The sequence below is a fragment of the Pseudomonas sp. FP2254 genome (genome assembly GCF_030687695.1).
GTDB classification, from domain to species: Bacteria; Pseudomonadota; Gammaproteobacteria; order Pseudomonadales; family Pseudomonadaceae; genus Aquipseudomonas; species Aquipseudomonas quebecensis.
The window spans coordinates 3,856,915-3,871,631 of the sequence record NZ_CP117444.1 but is presented as its reverse complement, the minus strand read 5'-3'; the positions used below and the strand labels follow the sequence as shown (position 1 = coordinate 3,871,631).

15 protein-coding genes are annotated in these 14,717 nt (G+C 61.6%); all 15 read left to right on the top strand.

Going from position 1 to position 14,717, the window contains the following annotated elements:
• The 15 genes from fliQ to motD all read left to right on the top strand — a co-directional run bounded on the left by fliQ (window position 1) and on the right by motD (window position 14,710).
• Window positions 1-270: a flagellar biosynthesis protein FliQ gene (gene fliQ, locus PSH94_RS17705; RefSeq protein WP_034099472.1), complete on the top strand. Its 270-nt coding sequence runs from the start codon at window positions 1-3 to the stop codon at window positions 268-270.
• 4 nt (window positions 271-274) lie between these two features.
• Window positions 275-1,060, top strand: a complete 786-nt coding sequence (gene fliR / locus PSH94_RS17700) for a flagellar biosynthetic protein FliR (protein ID WP_181075825.1) — start codon at window positions 275-277, stop codon at window positions 1,058-1,060.
• A 3-nt stretch (window positions 1,061-1,063) separates the two neighbouring features.
• Window positions 1,064-2,200, top strand: coding sequence for a flagellar biosynthesis protein FlhB (gene flhB, locus PSH94_RS17695; RefSeq protein ID WP_181075823.1), 1,137 nt, complete (start codon window positions 1,064-1,066; stop codon window positions 2,198-2,200).
• A 188-nt stretch (window positions 2,201-2,388) separates the two neighbouring features.
• Window positions 2,389-2,595 (top strand): cold shock domain-containing protein, encoded by a 207-nt coding sequence (locus PSH94_RS17690; RefSeq protein WP_305435496.1) that lies wholly within the window; start codon window positions 2,389-2,391, stop codon window positions 2,593-2,595.
• Between the two features lie 22 nt (window positions 2,596-2,617).
• Window positions 2,618-2,818: a cold-shock protein gene (locus PSH94_RS17685; RefSeq protein WP_181075820.1), complete on the top strand. Its 201-nt coding sequence runs from the start codon at window positions 2,618-2,620 to the stop codon at window positions 2,816-2,818.
• Window positions 2,819-3,167: 349 nt separating this feature from the next.
• Window positions 3,168-5,282, top strand: a complete 2,115-nt coding sequence (flhA, locus tag PSH94_RS17680; RefSeq protein WP_219855131.1) for a flagellar biosynthesis protein FlhA — start codon at window positions 3,168-3,170, stop codon at window positions 5,280-5,282.
• 12 nt (window positions 5,283-5,294) lie between these two features.
• Window positions 5,295-6,611, top strand: a complete 1,317-nt coding sequence (flhF, locus tag PSH94_RS17675) for a flagellar biosynthesis protein FlhF (RefSeq protein ID WP_181075816.1) — start codon at window positions 5,295-5,297, stop codon at window positions 6,609-6,611.
• Window positions 6,612-6,715: 104 nt separating this feature from the next.
• Window positions 6,716-7,549 (top strand): flagellar synthesis regulator FleN, encoded by an 834-nt coding sequence (gene fleN, locus PSH94_RS17670; RefSeq protein WP_003192912.1) that lies wholly within the window; start codon window positions 6,716-6,718, stop codon window positions 7,547-7,549.
• Window positions 7,546-8,286, top strand: a complete 741-nt coding sequence (gene fliA, locus PSH94_RS17665; protein ID WP_181075814.1) for an RNA polymerase sigma factor FliA — start codon at window positions 7,546-7,548, stop codon at window positions 8,284-8,286. The genes fleN and fliA overlap by 4 nt, the downstream gene beginning before the upstream one ends.
• Before the next feature lie 169 nt (window positions 8,287-8,455).
• Window positions 8,456-8,830 (top strand): chemotaxis response regulator CheY, encoded by a 375-nt coding sequence (locus PSH94_RS17660; RefSeq protein ID WP_305437740.1) that lies wholly within the window; start codon window positions 8,456-8,458, stop codon window positions 8,828-8,830.
• Between the two features lie 18 nt (window positions 8,831-8,848).
• Window positions 8,849-9,637: a protein phosphatase CheZ gene (locus PSH94_RS17655; RefSeq protein WP_253508746.1), complete on the top strand. Its 789-nt coding sequence runs from the start codon at window positions 8,849-8,851 to the stop codon at window positions 9,635-9,637.
• 11 nt (window positions 9,638-9,648) lie between these two features.
• On the top strand, window positions 9,649-11,886 hold the full coding sequence (locus tag PSH94_RS17650) for a chemotaxis protein CheA (RefSeq protein ID WP_305435495.1): 2,238 nt from the start codon (window positions 9,649-9,651) through the stop codon (window positions 11,884-11,886).
• 47 nt (window positions 11,887-11,933) lie between these two features.
• Window positions 11,934-13,067, top strand: a complete 1,134-nt coding sequence (locus PSH94_RS17645) for a chemotaxis response regulator protein-glutamate methylesterase (RefSeq protein WP_266246281.1) — start codon at window positions 11,934-11,936, stop codon at window positions 13,065-13,067.
• A complete protein-coding gene (locus tag PSH94_RS17640; protein ID WP_181075807.1) occupies window positions 13,067-13,807 on the top strand; it encodes a flagellar motor protein in 741 nt (246 codons plus the stop codon). The genes PSH94_RS17645 and PSH94_RS17640 overlap by 1 nt, the downstream gene beginning before the upstream one ends.
• A 15-nt stretch (window positions 13,808-13,822) precedes the next feature.
• On the top strand, window positions 13,823-14,710 hold the full coding sequence (gene motD, locus PSH94_RS17635; protein WP_181075805.1) for a flagellar motor protein MotD: 888 nt from the start codon (window positions 13,823-13,825) through the stop codon (window positions 14,708-14,710).
• Window positions 14,711-14,717 lie beyond the last annotated feature (7 nt).

The following is a 14,717-nucleotide window of genomic DNA, read 5'->3' as shown; positions in this document are numbered from 1 at the left end:
ATGACCCCAGAAGTCGCCGTCGACCTGTTCCGTGAAGCGCTGTGGCTGACCACCGTGATGGTCGCCGTGCTGGTGGTGCCCAGCCTGTTGGTGGGCCTGCTGGTGGCGATGTTCCAGGCCGCGACCCAGATCAACGAACAGACCTTGAGCTTCCTGCCGCGCCTGCTGGTGATGCTGGTCACGCTGATCGTCGCCGGGCCGTGGCTGGTGCAGTCGTTCATGGAATACATCCTGCAGTTGTACGGCAGTATTCCGCAGTTGATCGGCTGACCCGATGCAATCCTTGCTGGCCTTGACCGACACGCAGATCAGCACCTGGGTGGCCTCGTTCATCCTGCCGCTGTTTCGCGTGACGGCGATGTTGATGGCCATGCCGGTGTTCGGCACGACCCTGGTACCGCGGCGGGTGCGCCTGTACTTCGCGGTGGCGATCACCGTGGTGATCGTGCCCGGGCTGCCGCCGATGCCGCCGGTAAATGCGCTGGACCTGAGCGCGCTGCTGCTGATCGCCGAGCAAATCCTGATCGGCGCCTTGCTCGGCTTTTCCCTGAGCCTGTTTTTCCAGGCCTTCGTGATCGCCGGGCAAATCATCTCGGTCCAGATGGGCATGGGCTTTGCCTCCATGGTCGACCCCACCAACGGTGTGTCGGCGGCGGTGATCGGGCAGTTCCTGACCATGTTGGTGACCTTGCTGTTCCTGGCCATGAACGGTCATTTGGTGGCGTTCGAAGTCATGACCGAAAGCTTCATCACGCTGCCGGTGGGCTCAGGATTGGTGGTGAACCATTTCTGGGAAATCGTCGGGCGCCTCGGCTGGGTGCTGGGCGCGTCACTGTTGCTGGTATTGCCGGCGATCACGGCGCTGCTGGTGGTCAACATCGCGTTTGGCGTGATGACCCGTGCGGCGCCGCAACTGAACATCTTCTCGATCGGTTTCCCATTGACCCTGGTGTTGGGCATGGGGATTTTCTGGATCGGCCTGGCCGACATTCTCAATCAGTATCAACCGCTGGCGACCGACGCCTTGCAGTTTTTACGTGATCTGGCACGGGCGCGCTGAGCCATGGCCGAGAGCGAGAGTGGTCAGGACAAGACAGAAGACCCCACGGAGAAACGCAAAAAGGACTCCAGGGAAAAGGGCGAAATCGCCCGCTCCAAAGAGCTCAATACCGTCGCCACCATGATGGCCGGCTCCGGTGCGCTGCTGATCTATGGCGGCGGCCTGGCCCTGGATCTGATGGAGCTGATGAAGCTCAACTTCGCCTTGCCCCGCGAGGTACTGCTCAGCCCCGGCGCGATGGGCCAGTACCTGCTGCACTCGGGCAAGATCGCGATCCTGGCGGTACAGCCGATTCTGATTACGTTGCTGCTGGCCGCGCTGATCGGCCCGGTGTCCCTTGGCGGCTGGCTGTTCGCCGCCAGCAGCATGGCGCCCAAGTTCAGCCGCATGAACCCGGCGGCGGGGCTCAAGCGCATGTTTTCGGCCAAGGCGCTGGTCGAGCTGCTCAAGGCCTTGGCCAAGTTCATATTGATTCTGTTCGTGGCCATGGCGGTGTTGTCGTCCGATATCGATGACTTGCTGCGCATTGCCCATGAGCCGTTGGAGTCAGCGATTATCCATAGCGTGCAGGTGGTGGGCTGGAGTGCGCTGTGGATGGCGGCCGGGCTGATCCTCATCGCTGCGGTGGACGCTCCGATCCAGCTGTGGGAAAGCCATAAGAAACTGCTGATGACCAAGCAGGAGGTGCGCGACGAGCACAAGGACCAGGAAGGTCGGCCCGAGGTCAAGCAGCGCATCCGTCAGCTGCAGCGCGAGATGTCGCAGCGCAAGATGATGGCTTCGGTGCCGGATGCCGACGTGGTCATCACCAACCCGACCCACTACGCGGTGGCGCTCAAGTACGACCCGGAGAAGGGCGGGGCGCCGATGCTGCTGGCCAAGGGCAGCGACTTCACCGCGCTGAAAATCCGCGAAATCGCGGTGGCCAACGACATCCTGCTGTTGGAATCGCCGGAGTTGGCGCGCTCGATTTTCTACTCCACCGACCTCGACCAGGAAATTCCCGCCGGGCTTTATCTGGCGGTGGCCCAGGTGTTGGCGTATGTCTATCAGATTCGCCAGTATCGCGCCGGCAAGGGCAAGCGTCCTGATCCGCTCAAGGATCTGCCGATTCCGCCGGATCTGCGCCGCGATTCCTGAGCCGTCGGGTGATCAGTCGTGCTGTGGCAGGCCTGCTCTCACCGCAAGGTCTCCTCATCCATAAGTCCTCCCATTGGCCGTTACCATTCGTCGCTGATCAGTGTCTACCTGTCAACTTTGACAGTAGCCAGCATCGCTTTCTCGCGGTTCCATAACCTCGCTGCGCATCAAGATGCAGGGAGTGGGAAATGCAGATGTTTAAAGGCTGGGTTCAAGCGTATGACCCACAGACCGGCAAGGGTTTGATCGCTCCGGAGGAGTGGGGTGAGGTGGTGGCGGTCTATCTGCTCAGCTCAGGCGGTCGTTTGCTTTCGCAGGGCCAGAGAGTGGCATTTCAGAAAATCCATCGTCCTGATGGAGTCTATGCGTGCGAGATCAAGCTGATCTGCGTTTAATTGAAGTGTACGGAGAACGGCAATGGCAACAGGTACTGTGAAGTGGTTTAACGCGGAGAAGGGCTTTGGATTTATCACTCAGGACGGTGGGGGCGATCTATTTGTCCACTACTCGGCCATAAAGAGCGACGGATTCAAGACCCTTGAAGAGGGGCAAAAAGTGGAGTTCGAGGTTACCCAGGGGCCCAAAGGTGCTCAGGCTGAAAACGTTCGCGCCCTTTGAGCTTCAGTTCTTCGGTGTTGGACTAGCGAGCGGGCCTCCTAGAGACGGTCCCCAATTCTTGCAATAAATGTCCTCAGCAGCGCTGGCTGCACATAGCGCAAATGTGGGAGGGGGCTTGCCCCCGATGGCGGTGTATCAGGCACCTGATCCAGGCCTGACAGACTGCAATCGGGGGCAAGCCCCCTCATTACATTTGGATGACAACATCCGATCCCCCGAGTGTTTGTGAGGTTCTCCAGGCACAAAAGTAAAGTTGGAAGGCTTCTTGCAATACCGCCTGCAAGTCGCCAGCTGGCGTCAAAAGTTTGCTTCAAGGAAACGAGGAATACCGGTGGTGGATCGCTCTCAAATGCTCAGCACGGCCCGTGGCACCCTGACTGACCTGTCGCGGGGCAATCTGGGTGTGCCGTTGTTGTTGCTGGTGATGCTGGCAATGATGATGTTGCCGATGCCGCCGTTTCTGCTGGACGTGTTCTTCACTTTCAACATCGCGCTGTCCGTGGTGGTGCTGCTGGTCTGCGTGTACGCCCTGCGTCCGCTGGATTTCGCGGTGTTCCCCACCATCCTGCTGGTGGCGACCCTGTTGCGCCTGGCGCTCAACGTCGCGTCGACCCGCGTGGTGATGCTGCACGGTCAGGACGGCCACGCCGCCGCCGGTAAGGTGATCCAGGCCTTCGGTGAAGTGGTGATCGGCGGTAACTACGTGGTCGGTATCGTGGTGTTCGCCATCCTGATGATCATCAACTTCGTGGTGGTGACCAAAGGCGCCGGGCGTATTTCCGAGGTGAGCGCGCGTTTCACCCTCGACGCCATGCCCGGCAAACAGATGGCCATCGACGCCGACCTCAACGCCGGTCTGATCGACCAGAACCAGGCCAAGTCGCGCCGCCTGGAAGTCGCCCAGGAAGCCGAGTTCTACGGCTCCATGGACGGTGCCAGTAAATTCGTGCGCGGTGACGCCATCGCTGGCCTGTTGATCCTGTTCATCAACCTGATCGGCGGCATGGCGGTCGGTATCTTCCAGCACGGCATGAGTTTCGGCGATGCCGGTAAGGTGTACGCCTTGCTGACCATCGGTGACGGTTTAGTGGCGCAATTGCCATCACTGTTGTTATCCACAGCGGCGGCGATCATGGTGACCCGTGCGTCGGGCTCCGAAGACATGGGCAAGCAGATCAGCCGGCAGATGTTTGCCTCGCCCAAGGCCCTGGCCGTGGCGGCGGGCATCATGGCGATCATGGGCCTGGTGCCGGGCATGCCGCACGTGTCGTTCCTGAGCATGGCAGCCATGGCCGGTGGCGCGGCTTACCTGTTCTGGAAAAAACAGAACATGGTCAAGGTCCAGGCCCAGCAAGAGATCGCTCGCCAGCAGGAACTGCTGCCATCCCCGGCCCGCGCCCAGGAAACCAAGGAATTGGGCTGGGATGACGTGACCCCGATCGACATGATCGGCCTGGAAGTCGGCTACCGCCTGATCCCATTGGTGGACCGCAACCAGGGTGGCCAATTGCTCGCGCGGATCAAGGGCGTGCGCAAGAAGCTGTCCCAGGACCTGGGCTTTTTGATGCCCACCGTGCACATTCGCGACAACCTCGATTTGGCGCCCAGCGCCTACCGCCTGACCCTGATGGGCGTGATCCTGGCCGAAGCCGAGATCTACCCCGATCGCGAACTGGCGATCAACCCCGGGCAGGTGTTCGGCAGCCTCAACGGCATTACCGCCAAAGATCCGGCTTTCGGCCTGGAAGCGGTGTGGATCGAAATCAGCCAGCGCAGCCAGGCCCAATCCCTGGGCTACACCGTGGTCGACGCCAGCACCGTGGTTGCCACGCACCTGAACCAGATCCTGTACAAGCACTCTCACGAGCTGATCGGCCACGAGGAAGTCCAGCAATTGATGGGGTTGCTCGGCAAAGCCTCGCCAAAACTCGCCGAAGAGCTGGTGCCGGGCGTGCTGTCGCTGTCGCAATTGCTCAAAGTGCTGCAGGCGCTGCTGGCCGAACAAGTGCCGGTGCGCGACATCCGCAGCATTGCCGAAGCCATCGCCAATAACGCCGCCAAGAGTCAAGATACCGCCGCGCTGGTGGCCGCGGTGCGCGTCGGATTGTCCCGCGCAATCGTGCAAAGCATTGTAGGGCTTGACTCCGAGCTGCCTGTTATCACCTTGGAACCAAGGTTGGAACAAATATTGCTCAATAGTATTCAGAAGGCAGGGCAAGGCCAGGAAGAAGGCGTTCTGCTGGAGCCAAGCATGGCTGAAAAACTGCAGCGTTCGTTGATCGACGCCGCACAGCGCCAGGAAATGCAGGGCCAACCGGTGATTCTGCTGGTGGCGGGTCCGGTCCGAGCGATGTTGTCGCGGTTTGGACGCCTGGCAGTACCGAATTTGCACGTGTTGGCTTATCAGGAAATTCCTGACAACAAGCAAGTGACTATCGTCGCGACAGTAGGGCCCAACGGCTGAGGGTAGTGGGTTATGCAAGTGAAGCGTTTTTTCGCCGCCGATATGCGTCAGGCCATGAAACTGGTCCGTGATGAGCTGGGCGCCGACGCCGCGATTATCGGTAACCGTCGTATTGCCGGCGGTGTCGAGCTGACGGCTGCCCTGGACTACACCCCCTCGGCGCTGGCGCCACGCGTTCCCAACATGGAGCTCGAGGACGAGTTGCGCAAGACCGCTTCGCGCATCGTCTCGGCCCAGGCCGAACTGAGCATGCGCGGCGACAGCGATGCCACCACCAATCGCCAGTTGTTCGCCGGCCTGCCGCTGACCGCCGCCGAGCCGCTGGTTGAACCTACGTTTGTCGAACCGCCGCGTCCCGCCGCGCCAGCCCCGGCCGCCGCCGTCGACCAGCGCATGTTCGATTCGATGCGTTTTGAACTCAATGGCCTGCGTGAATTGCTGGAAGTGCAACTGGGCTCCCTGGCCTGGAACCAGTTGCAAGGCAGCAAGCCGCAGCAAGCCAACCTGTGGCGTCGCCTGCAACGCATCGGCCTGTCCGGCCCGTTGTCCCGCGACCTGCTGGCGTTGACCACTGAAATCGACGAGCCACGCCAGGCCTGGCGCATGCTGCTGGCGCACCTGGCCCGCATGATCGTCACCCCGGAAATCGAACCTCTGGAAGAGGGCGGCGTGATCGCCATGGTCGGCCCTGCCGGCATGGGCAAGACCACCACCCTGGCCAAGCTGGCGGCGCGTTATGTGCTCAAGTATGGCGCGCATAACATCGCGCTGGTGAGCATGGACAGCTACCGTATCGGTGCCCAGGAACAGCTCAAGACCCTGGGGCGCATTCTTAACGTGCCGGTGACTCATGTCGACCCGGGCCAGTCCCTGGCCAACGCCCTGGACCCGCTGCTGCGCAAACGCGTGGTGCTGATCGACACCGCCGGCCTGCAAGCCAGCGATCCGGCGCTGCGCATGCAGCTGGAAAGCCTGGCCGGGCGTGGGATCAAGTCAAAAAATTACCTGGTGCTTGCAACCACCAGCCAGAAACAGGTTCTTACCGCTGCCTACCACAGTTACAAACGCTGTGGGCTGGCCGGTTGCATCCTGACCAAATTGGACGAAACCGCCAGCCTGGGCGAAGTGTTGAGCCTGGCTATCGGTCATGCATTACCGGTCGCCTACCTGACCGACGGGCCGCGGATTCCGGATGATCTGCATCTGCCGCGCCGTCATCAGTTGGTCAGCCGTGCCGTCAGCGTGCAAATGCAGGACGAGCCTAGCGAGGAAGCGATGGCCGATATGTTCGCTGACCTGTACCACAGCCCGGCAAAACGGGTGGGCTGAGCAACATGAACACAATGCAATGTACCTACATTGATGGTCTGCAAGCGATTCACGCGGCCAAGCCATGTAGCCTGCGTCTAAGCAAGACAAGGTAAAGAAATAAAATGGGCAGCATGCATCCCGTACAGGTGATCGCGGTGACCGGCGGCAAAGGTGGCGTCGGAAAAACTAACGTGTCAGTGAATTTGTCCCTGGCGCTGGCAGAGCTTGGCCGTCGCGTCATGCTGCTGGACGCCGACCTGGGACTGGCGAACGTCGACGTTCTGCTGGGGCTGACGCCCAAACACACCCTGGCCGATGTGATCGAAGGCCGGTGCGAGCTGCGCGATGTGCTGCTGCAAGGCCCCGGCGGGATCCGCATCGTGCCGGCCGCTTCCGGCACCCAGAGCATGGTGCACCTGAGCCCCGCGCAGCATGCCGGGCTGATTCAAGCGTTCAGCGATATCGGCGACAACCTCGACGTGCTGGTGATCGACACCGCTGCGGGGATCGGCGAGTCCGTGGTCAGCTTTGTGCGCGCCGCGCAGGAAGTATTGCTGGTGGTCTGCGATGAACCCACCTCGATCACCGACGCCTACGCCCTGATTAAACTCCTTAACCGTGACTACGGCATGAACCGCTTCCGCGTCCTGGCCAACATGGCCCAGAGCCCGCAGGAAGGGCGCAACCTGTTCGCCAAGTTGACCAAGGTCACGGATCGCTTTCTCGATGTCGCCTTACAATACGTCGGCGCAGTTCCCTACGACGAATGTGTGCGCAAGGCCGTGCAGAAACAGCGCGCGGTCTACGAAGCATTCCCTCGTTCGAAATGCGCCTTGGCGTTCAAGGCTATTGCCCAGAAGGTCGATACCTGGCCGCTGCCCGCCAACCCGCGTGGGCATCTGGAGTTTTTCGTCGAGCGATTGGTGCATCAGACGAGCGCAGGGCCAGTGCTATGACATCGAGCGGTTACAACCTCTACAAAAAATCGGCGCGTGACAGCCAGGGTGAACTGATCGAGCGCTATGCGCCCCTGGTCAAGCGCATTGCCTACCATTTGCTGGCCCGGTTGCCGGCCAGCGTGCAGGTGGAGGATCTGATCCAGGCGGGCATGATCGGCCTGCTGGAGGTGTCGACCAAGTACGACGCCACCAAGGGTGCGAGTTTCGAGACGTATGCGGGTATCCGTATTCGCGGCGCGATGCTCGATGAAGTGCGTAAAGGTGACTGGGCACCCCGTTCGGTGCATCGCAATACGCGCATGGTCAGTGACGCAATTCGAGCAATTGAAGCAAAAACCGGTCGTGACGCTAAAGATCATGAAGTTGCGGCCGAACTCCAATTGAGTCTCGACGATTATTACGGGATTTTGAACGATACCTTGGGCAGCCGCCTGTTCAGTTTCGACGACCTGTTGCAGGACGGCGAGCATGAAGGGCTGCACGAGGACGGCGCGAGCGCTCACATGGAGCCGTCGCGCGACCTGGAGGATGAACGCTTCCAGGGGGCATTGGCGGACGCAATCGCCAATTTGCCGGAGCGTGAACGTTTGGTGTTGGCGCTGTACTACGACGAAGAGCTGAACCTCAAGGAAATCGGTGAGGTGCTGGGGGTCAGCGAATCGCGGGTCAGCCAGTTGCATAGCCAGTGCGCCGCCCGCTTGCGGGGACGTCTGGGAGAGTGGCGAGCGCGCTGACAGGCAGTGTGGGGACACTGCAGAGCGATACCGCGTGGGCCATGGGCCTGCGCGGGTTCGGCCCGTGGTGGCCCCGGCAGTCCTTTTTGTGTAATGCCTGTTGATTGAAATGGCGCGTCCAGGTGCTGGGCGCGTTTAAGACTGCTTGGAGGTCGAATTGGACAAGAACATGAAAATCCTCATCGTTGATGACTTCTCAACGATGCGGCGGATCATAAAAAACCTGTTGCGTGACCTTGGGTTCACAAACACGGTCGAGGCGGATGATGGCCTTACGGCGATTCCGATCCTCAACAGCGGGGGCATCGACTTTCTGGTAACCGACTGGAACATGCCGGGCATGACCGGCATCGACTTGCTGCGTCACGTGCGCGCTGACGAAAAACTACGCAGCCTTCCCGTGCTGATGGTGACCGCCGAAGCCAAGCGTGAACAGATTATCGAAGCTGCCCAGGCCGGCGTTAACGGTTATGTGGTCAAACCATTCACTGCACAGGCGTTGAAAGAGAAGATCGAAAAAATCTTCGAACGCATCCACGGCTAATGCCATCGCGGGGGAGCTATGGAGCAGAAAGAAACGTCACAGGGAGACTTTGAGTCAACCCTGAAAAAACATGCTCACCAACTGGTCGACAGCCTTGAAAAAGGTCATTTCGGCGACGCGGTGCAGTTAATCCATGAGCTCAATCAGACCCGTGACCGAGGCCTGTACCAGGAAGTGGGCAAGCTCACGCGCGAGTTGCACAGTGCAATCGTCAATTTCCAGATTGACCCGCACATGCCCCAGGCCGAAGAAATCTCGCAGATTACCGATGCCACCGAACGCCTGTCCTACGTGGTCAGGCTGACTGAGGCCGCGGCCAACCGCACCATGGACCTGGTGGAAAACGCCACGCCTCTGGTCAACGGCATGGCCAATGAAGCCCAGGCCCTGAATGCCGACTGGGGCCGCTTCATGCGGCGGGAAGTGGGGGCTGAAGAGTTCCGCGAGCTGGCACGCCGGGTCGAAGGGTTCCTGTCACGCAGCGAGCAGGACAACCGCACGGTGTCCAGCAACCTCAACGATATTCTGCTGGCCCAGGACTACCAGGACCTGACCGGTCAGGTGATCAAGCGTGTGACGCAGTTGGTCACCGAAGTGGAAAGCAATTTGCTCAAACTGGTGCTCATGGCAGGCCAGGTTGACCGTTTCGCCGGCATCGAACATGACCGCGAAGCGATCCTCTCGGAAAAAGATCCACAAAAACATCTCGCCAAGGGTGAAGGTCCGCAGATTCATGCCGATAAACGTGAAGACGTTGTGTCAGGTCAGGATGACGTAGATGACCTGTTATCCAGTTTAGGCTTCTAAGGAGCACCCACATGAGCTTCGGCGCCGATGAAGAGATCCTTCAGGATTTCCTTGTAGAGGCCGGCGAAATTTTAGAGCAACTGTCCGAACAACTGGTCGAGCTGGAAAGCCGCCCGGATGATGCGAACCTGCTCAATGCAATTTTTCGCGGTTTTCATACTGTAAAAGGGGGCGCCGGCTTCCTCCAGCTCCATGAGCTGGTGGAGTGCTGCCACATCGCCGAGAACGTGTTCGACATCCTGCGCAAGGGTGAGCGGCACGTCGACTCGGAGTTGATGGACGTGATTCTCGAAGCACTCGATGCGGTCAACGGCATGTTCAGCCAAGTGCGCGAACGGGCCCCGATCACCGCTGCCACCCCGGAACTGCTGGCCGCCCTGGCGCGTTACGCGGAGCCTGCCGATCTGGCGGCCGAGCCCGTGGCTGAGGCGGTGGCGGAACCTGAGCCGGCGCCGGAACCGGACGTTACCGACAGCGAGTTCGAACAGCTGCTCAGCTCTCTCAGCGCGGTCAAGGCCGAAGCTGAAGCACCTGCCGCAGCGGCCCCGGCGCAGGCGCCGACCAGCGAAGACATTACCGACGCCGAATTCGAGTCGCTGCTCGATCAGTTGCACGGCAAGGGCCAGTTCGCCGCCGACGCCGTGGCACCCGCCGCCGCAGCGCCGGCGCCGGCCACTGCCACTGCCAGCACCGATATCACTGACGACGAATTCGAAGCGTTGCTCGACCAGTTGCATGGCAAGGGCACCTTCGCCGCCGACGCGCTGCCGGAAGTGGCCGCCACCGCGGCAGCCCCTGCGGCACCGGCCGCCGCCAAACCGGCGACACCGGCCCAACCCGCCGGCGACGGGCTGATCACCGATCATGAGTTCGAAGCACTGCTGGACGATCTGCACGGCAAAGGCAAGTTCAGCGAAGTGGCCCCGGCCGCCGCAGCGACGGCCGCCGCCGCCAAGCCTGCACCGGTAGCCGCGAAGGCCGCCGCCCCGGCCGCCAAGCCTGCGCCTGCTCCGGCCGCGGCGGCTGCCCCTGCACGAGCGGCCGCCGCCGCGCCGGTGGCCGACAAGCCTGTGACTGAAGCCGAAACCACCGTGCGGGTCGATACCGCGCGCCTGGACGACATCATGAACATGGTCGGCGAACTGGTATTGGTGCGTAACCGCCTGGTGCGCCTGGGCCTGAGCAGTGGCGATGAGTCCATGCAAAAGGCCGTGTCGAACCTCGATGTGGTGACCGCCGACCTGCAGACCGCCGTGATGAAAACGCGGATGCAGCCGATCAAGAAAGTCTTCGGCCGCTTCCCGCGCCTGGTTCGCGACCTGGCGCGCCAGCTGAAGAAAGAAATCAACCTGGAACTGGTAGGCGAAGAAACCGACCTCGACAAAAACCTCGTCGAGGCCCTGGCCGACCCGCTGGTCCACTTGGTGCGCAACGCCGTCGACCATGGCGTGGAAACCCCGGAAGAACGTGAAGCCTCGGGCAAGTCCCGTGGCGGCAAGGTGATCCTGGCGGCCGAGCAGGAAGGCGACCATATCCTGCTGTCTATCACCGACGACGGCAAGGGCATGGATCCGGCCATCCTGCGCAACATCGCGGTCAAGCGTGGCGTGATGGACAAGGATGCCGCCGACCGCCTGACCGACACCGAGTGCTACAACCTGATCTTCGCCCCAGGCTTCTCGACCAAGACCGAGATCTCCGACGTGTCGGGCCGTGGCGTGGGCATGGACGTGGTCAAGACCAAGATCAGCCAGCTCAACGGCTCGATCAATATCTACTCGACCAAGGGCCAGGGTTCCAAGATCGTCATCAAGGTGCCGTTGACCCTGGCGATCATGCCGACCCTGATGGTGATGCTGGGCAACCAGGCCTTCGCCTTCCCGCTGGTCAACGTCAACGAGATCTTCCACCTCGACCTGTCGCGCACCAACGTGGTGGACGGCCAGGAAGTGGTGATCGTGCGCGACAAGGCGTTGCCGCTGTTCTACCTCAAGCGCTGGCTGGTGGCATCGGCGGCGCATGAAGAACAGCGCGAAGGCCATGTGGTGATTCTCTCCGTGGGCACCCAGCGTATCGGCTTTGTGGTCGATCAACTGGTCGGCCAGGAAGAAGTGGTCATCAAGCCTTTGGGCAAAATGCTGCAGGGAACCCCGGGCATGTCGGGTGCGACCATCACCGGTGACGGTAGGATCGCGCTGATTCTCGATGTTCCGAGCATGCTCAAGCGTTACGCCGCTCGGCGTATTTGATTCTGGCGGGGCAGGGCGGTCAGCCCGCCCCGCCTAACGGAGTGTTTATGGCAGTCAAGGTCCTGGTGGTGGACGATTCGGGTTTCTTCCGCCGCCGCGTCTCGGAAATTCTTTCCGCCGATCCAAGCATCCAGGTGGTCGGCACGGCCACCAACGGCAAAGAGGCGATTGATCAAGCCATTGCGTTGAAGCCGGATGTCATCACCATGGACTACGAGATGCCCATGATGGACGGCATCACGGCGGTGCGGCACATCATGCAGCGCTGCCCGACTCCGGTGTTGATGTTCTCCTCGCTGACCCATGAAGGCGCCCGAGTGACCCTCGACGCGCTGGATGCGGGGGCCGTGGACTTCCTGCCGAAGAATTTCGAAGACATCTCGCGCAATCCCGAGAAGGTCAAGCAACTGCTGTGCGAGAAAGTCCACAGCATTTCCCGCAGCAACCGTCGCAGCCTGTTCAGCGCGCCTTCGCCTTCGCCGGCACCTGCTCCGGCTGCTCCGGCGGCGCCGAGCAGTTCGACGTTCGGGCGTCCGGCCCCCGCGCCGGTTGCCCGGCCGGCGGCGGCTCCCGCGCGGGCATCGGCATCGACAAGCCACTCGCCGGCGCCCAAGCGCAAAGCCTACAAGCTGGTGGCCATCGGCACGTCCACCGGTGGCCCGGTAGCGTTGCAGCGCGTGCTCACTCAGTTGCCGGCCAACTTCCCGGCGCCGATCGTGCTGATCCAGCACATGCCGGCGGCATTCACCAAGGCCTTCGCCGAGCGCCTGGACAAGTTGTGCCGCATCAGCGTCAAGGAAGCCGAAGATGGCGACATCCTGCGTCCGGGCCTGGCGCTGCTGGCCCCGGGCGGCAAGCAGATGATGGTCGACGGGCGTGGCGCGATCAAAATCCTGCCGGGTGACGAACGCCTCAACTACAAGCCCTGCGTTGATATCACCTTCGGTTCGGCGGCCAAGTCCTACGGCGACAAAGTTCTGGCGGTGGTGCTCACCGGCATGGGCGCCGATGGTCGCGAAGGTGCGCGGTTGCTCAAGCAGGGCGGCAGTGCGATCTGGGCCCAGGACGAAGCCAGCTGCGTGATCTATGGCATGCCCATGGCGATCGTCAAGGCCGACCTGGCCGATGCGGTCTACAGCCTGGATGACATCGGCAAGCACCTGGTGGAGGCCTGCCTCTGATGGATGTCTTGAGCCTGATCGGCATCACCATGGCGTTCGTCGCGATCATTGGCGGCAACTACCTTGAGGGCGGCCACCTCGGCGCCCTGGCCAACGGGCCGGCGGCGCTGATCGTGATCGGCGGCACGGTGGGGGCCGCATTGCTGCAGTCGCCATTGAGTTCGTTCAAGCGCGCCATGCAGATCCTGATCTGGATTATTTTCCCGCCGCGCGTCGACCTGGCCGGCGGCATCGACCGCGTGGTCAACTGGAGCCTTACCGCCCGCAAGGAAGGCCTGCTGGGCCTGGAGGGCGTGGCCGATGCCGAGCCCGACAGCTACGCGCGCAAAGGCCTGCAGTTGCTGGTGGACGGCGCCGAGCCGGAAGCGATCCGCAGCATCCTGGAGGTGGATTTCTTCACTCAGGAAAGCCGCGACATCAATGCCGCCAAAGTCTTTGAAAGCATGGGCGGCTACGCGCCGACCATCGGCATCATCGGTGCGGTAATGGGCCTGATCCACGTGATGGGTAACCTGGCCGATCCGTCGCAATTGGGCAGCGGTATTGCCGTGGCCTTCGTCGCCACCATCTACGGGGTGGCGAGCGCCAACCTGGTGCTGCTGCCGGTGGCCAGCAAGCTCAAGTCAATCGCCATGCGCCAGGCGCGTTACCGTGAAATGCTGCTCGAGGGCCTGCTGTCGATTGCCGAGGGCGAGAACCCGCGCTCCATCGAATTGAAGCTCCAGGGCTTCATGGATTGATGGGAGGTATGGGTTGTGAGCCGTCGCCGTCGCGAGCCTGAAGAACACGTTAACCACGAACGCTGGCTGGTGTCCTACGCGGACTTCATCACCCTGCTGTTCGCGTTTTTCGTGGTGATGTACTCCATCTCGTCGATCAACGAAGGCAAGTACAAAGTGATTTCCCAGGCGCTGATCGGCGTATTCAACGACGCCGACCGTTCGCTCAAGCCGATCCCCATCGGTGAGGAACGGCCCCGCACCGTGACCCCGGCCAAACCGTTGGTCAACGACAGCGATGAAACCGCCGCCGGGGTGGGGGGCACCAGCGACCCGCTCAAGAGCATCGCCGATGACATCAGCGCCGCATTCGGCGACCTGATCAGTTCCAACCAGATGACCGTGCGCGGCAATGAGTTGTGGGTCGAGATCGAGCTTAATTCCAGCCTGCTGTTTGCCAGTGCCGATGCGATGCCCAGCGACCAGGCGTTCACCATCATCGATAAAGTGGCGGCTATCCTCAAACCGTTCGAGAACCCGATCCACGTCGAAGGCTTCACCGACAATATTCCGATCAGCACCGCGCAGTACCCCACCAACTGGGAACTGTCGTCGGCGCGCGCAGCGAGCATCGTGCGCATGCTGGCGATGCAGGGTGTGAACCCCGGTCGCCTGGCGTCGGTGGGTTATGGCGAGTTCCAGCCGGTGGCCAATAACGCCACGCTGGAAGGACGTGCGCGCAACCGTCGGGTGGTGCTGGTGGTGTCGCGCAACCTGGATGTGCGCCGCAGCCTGACCGGCACCGGCACCGCCAATGCAACACCGGATGCGGCCTTGAGGCGTGCTGGCACACAAACTGCACCGCCAGCGATTAAGCCGCCGGTTCGTCAGAGCGCCGTCAATTCTCCGTCACCGGCTCAATAACTTTATG

Bases quoted from the DNA above. Each gene is read 5' to 3' on its own strand.
- fliQ (WP_034099472.1), top strand. From the start codon at position 1: ATGACCCCAGAAGTCGCCGTCGACCTGTTCCGTGAAGCGCTGTGGCTG.
- fliR (WP_181075825.1), top strand. From the start codon at position 275: ATGCAATCCTTGCTGGCCTTGACCGACACGCAGATCAGCACCTGGGTG.
- flhB (WP_181075823.1), top strand. From the start codon at position 1,064: ATGGCCGAGAGCGAGAGTGGTCAGGACAAGACAGAAGACCCCACGGAG.
- PSH94_RS17690 (WP_305435496.1), top strand. From the start codon at position 2,389: ATGCAGATGTTTAAAGGCTGGGTTCAAGCGTATGACCCACAGACCGGC.
- PSH94_RS17685 (WP_181075820.1), top strand. From the start codon at position 2,618: ATGGCAACAGGTACTGTGAAGTGGTTTAACGCGGAGAAGGGCTTTGGA.
- flhA (WP_219855131.1), top strand. From the start codon at position 3,168: ATGCTCAGCACGGCCCGTGGCACCCTGACTGACCTGTCGCGGGGCAAT.
- flhF (WP_181075816.1), top strand. From the start codon at position 5,295: ATGCAAGTGAAGCGTTTTTTCGCCGCCGATATGCGTCAGGCCATGAAA.
- fleN (WP_003192912.1), top strand. From the start codon at position 6,716: ATGGGCAGCATGCATCCCGTACAGGTGATCGCGGTGACCGGCGGCAAA.
- fliA (WP_181075814.1), top strand. From the start codon at position 7,546: ATGACATCGAGCGGTTACAACCTCTACAAAAAATCGGCGCGTGACAGC.
- PSH94_RS17660 (WP_305437740.1), top strand. From the start codon at position 8,456: ATGAAAATCCTCATCGTTGATGACTTCTCAACGATGCGGCGGATCATA.
- PSH94_RS17655 (WP_253508746.1), top strand. From the start codon at position 8,849: ATGGAGCAGAAAGAAACGTCACAGGGAGACTTTGAGTCAACCCTGAAA.
- PSH94_RS17650 (WP_305435495.1), top strand. From the start codon at position 9,649: ATGAGCTTCGGCGCCGATGAAGAGATCCTTCAGGATTTCCTTGTAGAG.
- PSH94_RS17645 (WP_266246281.1), top strand. From the start codon at position 11,934: ATGGCAGTCAAGGTCCTGGTGGTGGACGATTCGGGTTTCTTCCGCCGC.
- PSH94_RS17640 (WP_181075807.1), top strand. From the start codon at position 13,067: ATGGATGTCTTGAGCCTGATCGGCATCACCATGGCGTTCGTCGCGATC.